This window comes from Polaromonas sp., assembly GCF_018780625.1.
Classification (GTDB): domain Bacteria; phylum Pseudomonadota; class Gammaproteobacteria; order Burkholderiales; family Burkholderiaceae_C; genus Polaromonas.
Genome location: NZ_JADMJK010000205.1, coordinates 14,581 through 23,987 on the forward strand (window position 1 = coordinate 14,581; position 9,407 = coordinate 23,987).

At 62.9% G+C, this 9,407-nt stretch carries 10 protein-coding genes; 3 read left to right on the forward strand and 7 right to left on the reverse strand.

All coding sequences use genetic code 11. The features are described 5' to 3' along the window. The 3 genes from IV091_RS15170 to IV091_RS15180 all read left to right on the forward strand — a co-directional run. Positions 1-792 (forward strand): amidase (locus tag IV091_RS15170; RefSeq protein WP_293470093.1); only part of this gene is annotated, 792 nt, incomplete at its 5' end. Next, a complete protein-coding gene (locus tag IV091_RS15175; RefSeq protein ID WP_293470094.1) occupies positions 789-2,099 on the forward strand; it encodes a M20 family metallo-hydrolase in 1,311 nt (436 codons plus the stop codon). The genes IV091_RS15170 and IV091_RS15175, both read left to right, overlap by 4 nt. Before the next feature lie 16 nt (positions 2,100-2,115). Continuing rightward, a complete protein-coding gene (locus IV091_RS15180; RefSeq protein WP_293470095.1) occupies positions 2,116-2,721 on the forward strand; it encodes an XRE family transcriptional regulator in 606 nt (201 codons plus the stop codon). Positions 2,722-2,770: 49 nt separating this feature from the next. Here the strand turns inward: IV091_RS15180 and IV091_RS15185 are convergent, their stop codons facing one another. The 7 genes from IV091_RS15185 to IV091_RS15215 form a co-directional block, all read right to left on the reverse strand. Next, positions 2,771-3,355, reverse strand: coding sequence for a response regulator transcription factor (locus tag IV091_RS15185; RefSeq protein WP_293470103.1), 585 nt, complete (start codon positions 3,353-3,355; stop codon positions 2,771-2,773). Positions 3,356-3,574: 219 nt separating this feature from the next. Beyond that, positions 3,575-4,891 (reverse strand): tryptophan--tRNA ligase, encoded by a 1,317-nt coding sequence (locus IV091_RS15190; protein WP_293470096.1) that lies wholly within the window; start codon positions 4,889-4,891, stop codon positions 3,575-3,577. Between the two features lie 64 nt (positions 4,892-4,955). Continuing rightward, a complete protein-coding gene (locus tag IV091_RS15195) occupies positions 4,956-5,624 on the reverse strand; it encodes a site-2 protease family protein (protein WP_293470097.1) in 669 nt (222 codons plus the stop codon). A gap of 46 nt (positions 5,625-5,670) precedes the next feature. After that, positions 5,671-6,306 (reverse strand): L-threonylcarbamoyladenylate synthase, encoded by a 636-nt coding sequence (locus tag IV091_RS15200; protein WP_293470098.1) that lies wholly within the window; start codon positions 6,304-6,306, stop codon positions 5,671-5,673. A gap of 12 nt (positions 6,307-6,318) precedes the next feature. After that, positions 6,319-7,239: a DMT family transporter gene (locus IV091_RS15205; protein ID WP_293470099.1), complete on the reverse strand. Its 921-nt coding sequence runs from the start codon at positions 7,237-7,239 to the stop codon at positions 6,319-6,321. Then, complete coding sequence (locus tag IV091_RS15210) at positions 7,239-8,099, reverse strand: 3',5'-nucleoside bisphosphate phosphatase (RefSeq protein ID WP_293470100.1); 861 nt, start codon at positions 8,097-8,099, stop codon at positions 7,239-7,241. Before IV091_RS15210 ends, IV091_RS15205 begins: the two co-directional genes overlap by 1 nt. A gap of 288 nt (positions 8,100-8,387) precedes the next feature. Then, the coding region (locus IV091_RS15215) for a DHHA1 domain-containing protein (RefSeq protein WP_293470101.1) at positions 8,388-9,407 on the reverse strand (1,020 nt) is incomplete at its 5' end.

Consider the following 9,407-nt stretch of genomic DNA (forward strand, 5'->3'; position numbering starts at 1 on the left):
GGGACCCAGACGGCCGGGTCCATCGTGAGGCCGGCGTCCTACTGTGGCGTGGTCGGCTACAAGCCCACCCATGGAACCTTGCCGCTGGCCGGCGTCAAGCCGCTCTCGCCCAGTCTTGACACGGTCGGCGTGTTCGCGCGCTCGGTGGATGATGCCGCCTTTTTTGTTGGCGCATTGACCCGGGTCAACCTGGACCCGCAGCGGCAAACTGCCCTTCGCGTGGGGATTTGCCGTACTCCCCATTGGGATCTCGCCTCGGACGATGCACGCCGCGTGCTTGAACATTCGGCACGCCAGTTTGAAAAGGTTGGCGCACAGGTTCATGACCTCGTTTTGCCGGCTTCGTGCGACGGGTTGACGCAGGCGCAAATTCAGATCATGGCTTATGAAGCCGCGGCAGCGTTTGCGCCGGAGCGCCAGCGGCAGGCGGAGAAGTTCAGCCCGGCCTTTGCGCAACTGCTTGCATTGGGACAGTCGCTGCACGGGGCCGACTTCGCAGCCGCGCAGTTACTGGCGATTGCTGCGCGACGCGCGCTGGACGCCGTCTTCGGGTCGGTCGATGTGCTTCTTGCCCCCAGCGCCGAAGGCGAGGCGCCTGCCGGGCTGGGCGCCACCGGCAACCCCATCTTCAACCGTCTCTGGACGCTGCTGGGGAATCCCTGTGTGCATGTGCCGGCAGGGACGGGAGGGCACGGCATGCCGGTAGGCGTCACGGTGATTGGCCCGCGATGGGCTGATGCGCTGACATTGAGCGCAGCGCATACGCTGGAGCTCAGTCTGGGCGGAACATGAATAAAGAGTTGAATGTGAGCAACCTCGAACAGCGAGATCAGACGGCGGCCAGCGAACGCGCGCAGGACCATGTGCAACATGATCGCCTGCAGTCGGTCATTGCCGAGCTTGCGACCTTTGGCGGACGGTCGGACGGTGGTGTTTCTCGCGAGACCCTGACCGATCCTGATCTTCAGGCGCGCCGCTATTTAATCGATCTGGCCCGTTCGCGTGGGTGCTCGGTCACGATCGATGACTGCGCCAATCTTTTCTTTCGCCGTCCGGGAACATCCGATTTGCCGCCTGTACTGACCGGAAGCCATGCCGATACCCAGCCCGTAGGTGGCAAGCTGGACGGGGCCTACGGCGTGCTTGCAGGCCTGGAGGTGATTGCTGCGTTGAATGATGCGGGTATCAAGACCCTGCGACCTGTCGAGGTCGTTGCGTGGACCAACGAAGAGGGGTGCCGCTTCGGTCCGGGTGCCATGGGCTCCAGCGCCTTTGTCGACCCGAGTTGCCTGCCTGCTTATCGAAATTCTGTCGATGCCAAGGGTGTGCGTTTTGGGGACGCGTTGGAACTGGCCCTGGAGGCTGTACCGGATGTTCCCCGTCGGCCCATGGCTGAGCCGATGTCCGCTTGCGTGGAGCTGCATATCGAACAGGGCCCTGTGCTTGAGCGCGCGCTTGTGCCGCTGGGCGTCGTCACGGGCATCCAGAGCGTGCGCTGGTATCGCATCCAGGTGACGGGTACTGCCGGCCATGCGGGCACCATGCCCATGGATGAGCGTGTCGATGCCATGGCCGCTGCCGTCGGGTTGGCGCAGCAGCTGTATGCCTACCAGGCGGTGGAGGCTGGGGAGAAATTGCGGCTGACGCTGGGCCGGTGGCAGGTGAGCCCGAACTCCATCAACACGATTCCCGGTGCCGTGGAGTTCACCGTTGATGTCCGCAGTGTCGATGAGCAGGTTCTGGTTCAGTTCGAGGCGGCTTTGAAACAGATCACCCAAGCCTATTCCTGGGCAGGGAAGATCGAATTCGAATCCATTTTTTCCCGTCCCCCGACGCATTTCCCTGCCGCGATGCTGGCGCTGATTGAACGGGCCTGCACGCGCGCTTCCAGCCGCGCGTCGCTGGCTGCGCCGTTGCGGATGACGTCCGGTGCTTTTCATGACGCCATGTACCTCGCGGAGCATTGCCCGACAGCGATGATTTTTGTTCCGAGCAAAGGGGGGGTCAGTCACAACGCCGCGGAGGAAACCGCACCTCAGGAGTTGTTTCTGGGTGTTCAGGCGCTCGCTTATGCCGTGACATCGCTGGCCAATGCCTGACCGTTCGGGTAAACAAATGGAGGTGCGCATGAAATCAAATCTCGTTGCAGCGCCAAAGACGGAGGACGCTGTCGTCAAGCCACCCTCCATGCTGGGCGTCCGGTTGAAGCACGCTCGCCTGGTTGCTGGTCTGACCATGACGCAGGTGGCGCAGAAGTCGCAATGTTCGGAAAGCCTGATCTCAAAAATAGAAGCCGGGCAGGCCTCTCCTTCACTGGCCATGCTGCATCGAATTGCGGTCACGCTGGACACGAACATCGCCACGTTGACGACCGAAGAAGCGCCCAGGGAGGGCCCCGTCCTGCTCAATGGCGAGCGCCCAGTGATCAAGGCCGGGGGAATTTCCCTGGAGCGCATCACGCTTCCCAAGCGGGGTGGCCTTCTACAGGCCAATATCCACATCGTTCCGCCAGGCGAGGCGAGCGATGGCTTGATAGAGCATGTCGGGGAAGAAGTTGGCTTTGTTCTGGAGGGCAGCCTGGAGCTGCTGCTGGGGAGTGAGCGTCACCTGGTCCAGGCTGGGGATGCGTTTTATTTTTCCAGCCAGACGCCTCATGGGTATCGTAATGTCGGCAAGGTCGCTGCAAGAATTTTTTGGGTGAATACGCCAGCGACTTTCTAGGACATCCTTCAGTGCAACCGGGCAAGCAATGCGTGGCGCAGCAAGACCGCTAAAGCAAGCCCTGGGTGCGGGCCAGGTGGCTGGCTTGCGAACGGCTCTTGACATTCAGGCGCCGGAACAAGCGCCATAAATGCACCTTGACGGTGTGCTCGCTGATCTGGAGTTCTTCTGCAATGTCGCGGTTGCTTTGGCCCTTGTTGATCATCGCCAGTAACTGATTTTGGCGCTTGGACAGTTTTTCCGTGGAGGCGCAGGCCTCCGGTTCCTGCTCGCCGTGCAAAAAGACGCGCAACACGTTGGCAATCTCGACCGCGCCTGCGGATTTTTGGATATAGGCGTCCGCACCTGCCTCGATGGAAAGGTCTTCGTACTCATGCGCCGGCGCTGCTGAAAGGACGATGACGGGAACATCCGGAAACTGCTGCTTGAGTTCGTGAATGCCCGACACGCCCTCGGTGTCAGGCAGCTTGAGGTCCAGGCAGAACAAGGAGGGGACACCGTGCGCCTGCGCCGCAGGCTTGACGGCGGCCAGGCGATCCAGTTCGGTTACTTGAACCGTGCTGTTCACGCGATGTATCAGCATGACGAGCGCCTCCCTCATCAGGGGATGGTCGTCTATGACAAAAATACTCATGACTTCAGATTGCTTTGACATTTACAGCCAGTAAGCATAACTGCTGAATGTCAACTGCATGACATTTTTCAATCTTCGATTGCAGTATTTGTTCCTTTGTTTGATTCAAAAAAACAACAATATGGAAACTGGGGCATATTCCCATTTTGGCGCGCATCCATGCGCCCGGCTTTCATCCGCCAGGCTGAAGCGGCACTTGTACGGTCAGCCCCCGGGAATTCAGGCGTGCGTCGCTGCAAAAAACCGCAAGGCGGTATCCAGCTCGATGTGGGTGATGCCTTGTGCGAGCGCCACCTGCCCTGGCAGGGCAGCCAGTGCGGCTGGCCCTTCCTTTTGCAGGTTCGATATGGCCATCGCTGCGTCCCTGGGGGATTCAAAGCCCTGGCTTTGCAGCAGCAAACGTGCATCGGCATCCAGCAGCTTGAAATAAAACCGGCCGTCTTTCTCGCGGTATTGTTTGAACGTCGGCGCAGCCGCTTTGGCGGCTTTGCTTTTGGCTGCAGCCGCAGGCAGTGCGCCTAGCGCGCGCAGGCCCACGGCATGGCGCAACTCGCGCATCAGGGGCGTGGCCACCGCGCGCGCTTTTTCGGCGCCGGCCTGCAGCAGCGCTTCGATGTGGGTGGGGTCGTTGACCATGGCGTGGTAGCGCTCGCGCATGGGCGCGACTTCCTGTTCCACGCGCTCAAACAGCAGTTGCTTGGCGTCGCCCCAGGAGATACCGTCGGCATAAGCCTGGCGCAGCGCTGCGGTTTCTGGCTCGCTGGCAAAGGCCTGGTAGATCTGGAACAGCGCGGAGCCCTCGACCTCCTTGGGCTCGCCTGGCGCGCGCGAGTCGGTCAGGATGCCGGCGATCAGCTTGCGTAACTGATCGCGCGGCGTGAACAACGGGATGGTGTTGTCGTAGCTCTTGCTCATCTTGCGCCCGTCCAGCCCTGGCAGCAATGCCACCGACTCTTCAACCACCGCTTCGGGGAGTACCAGGTGCTCGCCGTAGAGGTGGTTGAAACGCTGCGCCATGTCGCGCGCCATTTCAATGTGCTGGATCTGGTCGCGCCCGACCGGCACCTTGTGCGCCTTGAACATCAGGATGTCGGCGCCCATCAGCACCGGGTACATGAACAGGCCGGCAGTCACATCGGCATCGGGGTCGTTGCCGGTGGCCTGGTTTTTGTCGACGGCGGCTTTGTAGGCATGGGCGCGGTTGAGCACGCCCTTGCCGGTCACGCAGGTCAGCAGCCAGGTGAATTCGGTAATCTCGGGCACATCGGACTGGCGGTAAAACGTCACCCGTTCAGGGTCCAGTCCGGCGGCCAGCCAGCTGGCTGCGATTTCCAGCGTGGAGCGCTGGATGCGCGCCGGGTCATCGCACTTGATCAGCGCGTGGTAGTCGGCCAGAAAGTAAAAACTCTGCACGCCAGGCAGGCGACTCGCCGCCACCGAGGGGCGGATGGAGCCCACAAAATTACCCAGGTGGGGCGTGCCGGTGGTGGTGATGCCGGTCAAAAAACGTTGGGGCGAAGGTGATGCAGTGCTCATACAAAAATGGGATGAATGCCAGTGGAACGGCGGAAAAAGAGTGAAGAGCGGCGCAGCAAGAGATTTACTGCAGCAGGAACAGCAAGGGCGCCAGCACGGTGTTGATGACGGCGTAACCCAGCGTCATCAACGGGCGCAGCCACAGCGTGCCGACGACGCCGGCAATAACCAGAAACATCACCACGAAAAAGCCCCAGGGTTCAACGCGTGAAACCAGTTCGGCCTGTTTGTAGGGCAGCAGTCCGACCAGAATCCGGCCGCCGTCCAGCGGTGGCAGGGGGAAAAGGTTGAAGGCCCACATGACCAGGTTGACCAGAATGCCCGCCTGCGCCATCTTGATGAAAAATGGCTCCTGGATGCCCATGCCGGCCATTAACACCAGCGCCAGCCCCCACAGCAGGGCTTGGGCAAAATTGGACGCCGGACCCGCCAGTGCGACCCAGACCATGTGGCGCTTGGGGTTGCGCAAGTTGCCAAAATTCACGGGAACCGGCTTGGCGTAGCCAAACAGGAAGGCCCCCGACGTGGCGAAATAAAGCAGCAGCGGCATCAAGATGGTGCCGAACGGGTCAATGTGTTTGAGCGGGTTCAGGGTGATGCGGCCCATCATGAAGGCCGTGTTGTCGCCAAAATGGCGGGCGGCGTAACCGTGCGCGGCTTCATGCACCGTGATGGCAAACAGCACGGGCAAGGCATAGATGGCGATGGTTTGAATCAGGTTGGCAATGTCCATCGGCCGATTGTCTCAGACCCCCGGGTGCGTTGCGCCTGGTGGGCGCCTACAGCCCCAGTGCGGACAGACTGCCCCGGCCTTGCCGGATGACGACCGGCTCGCCGCCGTCGGCCATGGCGGTCAGGTCGATCACCGTGGTGGGCTGCTGGTGGCAGGCGCCTGCGTCGATCACCGCCGCCAGTTCATGCTCCAGGCGCTCGCGGATCTCGCTCGCATCGTTCAGCGGCTCGGTGTCGCCGCGCAGGATCAGCGTGGTGGCCAGCAGCGGCGCGCCGTGAAGTTCCAGCAGGGCTTGCAGGGCCTTGTGCTCGGGCAGGCGCAGGCCGATGGTCTTGCGCGACGGGTGACTCAGGCGCCGCGGCACTTCCTTGCTGGCTTCCAGAATGAAGGTGTAGGGTCCCGGCGTGGCGGCTTTCAGCAGGCGGTATTGTTTGTTGTCTACCCGCGCGTAGTTGGCCAGTTCGCTCAAATCACGGCACAGAAGCGTCAGGTGGTGCTTGTCGTCGACACCGCGAATGCGGCGCAGGCTGTCGGCTGCGGCCTTGTCGTCGAGCTGGCAGACCAGCGCGTAGCTTGAATCCGTCGGCACCGCCGCGATGCCGCCGCGCTGCAGCAGCGCCACCGCCTGCTTGAGCAGGCGTGCCGGCGGATTCTCGGGATGAACTTCAAAAAACTGTGCCATGTGGGTTGCCTTTCAGGATTCGGGCGGCTGAATGGTGACCCGGCTTTCGCGCACCGCGAGCCAGGCGCCTGCCGCCCCGCATACCGCAATCATGCCCATGCCCAGCATGGACAGTTGATCGGGAACATGTGAAAACGCCAGCCATCCGCCCAGCATGGCAAAGCCAATCTGCGCATAAAGAAACGGCGTGAGGGTGGACACCGGCGCGCGGGCGTAGGCCAGGATCATCAAGAAATGCCCGACCGTGCCCATCAGCCCCATCATGAACAGGCCGCCCCACAGCATCCACGAATCAAGCGGAGCCCAGACGAAGGGCAGGGCCACTGACGCGACCAGCGTGCCGACCCAGCCGGTATAAAAGTGCATGGTAAAGGGGTCTTCGGTCCTGGCCAGCCGGCTCGTCAAAATCTGGAACCAGGCGTGCGAGACCACCAGCCCCAGGGGCAGCAGCATGGTCCAGTCGAATCCTTCGCCGCCCGGGCGAATGATGACCAGCGTGCCGGCAAAGCCGCCAATGACGAGCGTCCAGCGCAGCGCCGACACCCGTTCGCCCAGCGTGAGCGACGCCAGCAGCGTGATCAGCAGCGGCGTGATCATGACGATGGCCGTGAATTCGCCCACCGGCATGTACTTGAGGCTGAAAAACGCCAGCAGGCTGGTCGTCAGCAGCAGCACGCCGCGCAGGCATTGAAACTTGGGGTGCGCGGTGCGCAGCAGCGCCCAGCCGCGCTTTGGCAACACCGCCACCGTGGTCGCGATGGCCTGAAAGGCGTAGCGAAACCACAGCGCCATCAGGGCAGGCACGCTCAGGGAGATGAATTTGGTCGTGGTGTCCAGCACCGCAAAGCAGGCCACGGCGGCCACCAGCAGGCCAATGCCGGCCAGCGCCCGGTTGGCGGCCGGTTGCGCAATCGCTCTGGTGGCGCTGCCCATCACTGGACGCGCTCTGCCAGCAGTTCCCACACTGGCGTTAGTTCGCCGGTTAAAAACGGCAGGGAGCCCAGGTCGGTGTGGCTTTCGTCGGGGCTGTGAAAGTCGCTGCCGCGCGAGGCGGCCAGTCCAAATTCCCGGGCGGTTTCGGCGTATTTCACATATTCCTGCCGGGTATGGCTGCCAGTGACCACTTCCACGCCCATTCCGCCATGCGCCTTGAATTCGGTAAACAGCGCGTACTCTTCGTTGGCCGTGAAGTTGTAGCGGCCCGGGTGGGCAATCACCGCGACACCATGCGCCCGGGTGATCCAGCCCACGGCGTTTTGCAGCGTGGCCCAGCGGTGCGGCACATAGCCGGGCTTGCCTTCGGTCAGGTATTTGCGAAAGACTTCAGAGGTTTCGCGGCACACGCCAGACTCCACCAGAAAGCGGGCAAAGTGCGTGCGTGAAATCAATTCGGGGTTGCCGACAAACTTCAGCGCGCCCTCGAATGCGCCGGTGATGCCCGCCTTGGCCAGCGAGTCGGACATTTCCATGGCCCGCTGTTCGCGGCCGCCCCGGGTGTTGCGCAGGCCTTGCAGCAACTCGGCGCTGTCGGGGTCAAACCCCAGACCCACGATGTGCACGGTTTCGTTGGCAAAGGTGACGGAAATTTCGGTGCCGGTCAGGTACTTCAAGCCCTGCGCCTTGGCGGCCGCTGCCGCGCGGTGCTGGCCGCCGATCTCGTCATGGTCGGTGAGCGCCCACAACTCGACGCCATTGGTTTTGGCCCGCGCTGCCAGCACTTCGGGCGTGAGCGTGCCGTCGGATACGACAGAGTGGCAATGGAGATCGGCGTTGAGGATGTTTGAGGTGGACACCCCGTGATTTTAGGCTTTCTGTCGCTGCAGCGCTCTGACGCCTGCCAAGCCCGCACATGCGGGCCCAACGGAGCCAGACCGGGCGATTTCAGCGAAGACCGAAGAAAGACAGAACGAACAGGATGACGACGACCAGGCCGACGATGTAGATGATGGAGTTCATGATTTCCTCTATGGGATGGTGGGCGCTCCGGTGTGGGCGCCTTCTGAACATTGATCATTGCCGCACCGGCAGCGCCGGCCTGTAGGCCGCCTCGCCCAGGCGCCGTCAGACAAGTTCGCAAGCGCCTACAGTTCCGCCCCTTCCACCAAAAACCGCACCCGTTTCACGCCCTGCCACTCATCGGCGTCCAGCCGAAACGCCAGCGTCACGCGGGCCGGCAGGGCTTCGGTGTGGCCAAACCAGATCGCGTCCACGGGCTGGCCCTGGTGCTTGAGCTTGAGCGACAGGTGCTTTTCGCCGACCAGCCGCTGCGACACGACCTCGACTTCTTCGCTGAAGGTGGGCGCGGCAAAGCCCTGGCCCCAGACTTCCCTGTGCAGGGTATCAACCAGGTCGGCGCGCCGGTATTCGGGCGCCAGCGGGCCGTCGGTGTCGAGCCGGCGCGTCAGCGTGGCGGCGTCCAGCCATTCGCGGGCAACTTGCTGCAGCGCCTGCTCGAACGCGCCAAACTGCGCCCTGGCAATGGTGCAGCCGGCGGCCATGGCGTGGCCGCCAAAGCGCAGCAGCACGCCGGGGCAGCGCTTGGCCACCAGGTCCAGCGCGTCGCGCAGGTGAAAACCGGGAATCGAGCGGCCCGAACCTTTGAGCTCGTCTTCCTTGCCGGGCGCCTGGCTGGCGGCAAACACAAAGGTCGGGCGGTGCAGCTTGTCCTTGATGCGCGACGCCACGATGCCGACCACGCCTTCGTGAAAGTCAGCGCCAAAAATCGCAATCGCGGGCGGCGCGTCCTGGTCCTCGTCAATCATCGCGTCGGCGGCCATCTGGGCCTGCTCGCGCATGCCGGCCTCAATGTCGCGGCGCTCGCGGTTGATGCCGTCCAGCATCTGCGCCAGCGCGTCGGCCCGCACCGGGTCGTCGGTCAGCAGGCATTCAATGCCCAGCGTCATGTCCGCCAGCCGGCCGGCCGCGTTGATGCGCGGGCCGAGCGCAAAGCCAAAGTCAAAAGTGGTTGCCACCGGGGCCTTGCGGCCTGCCGCCGTGAACAGGCTGGCAATGCCTGCCGGCAGCGCGCCAGCGCGGATGCGCTTGAGGCCCTGGGCCACCAGGCGGCGGTTGTTGGCGTCCAGCCTGACGACGTCGGCCAC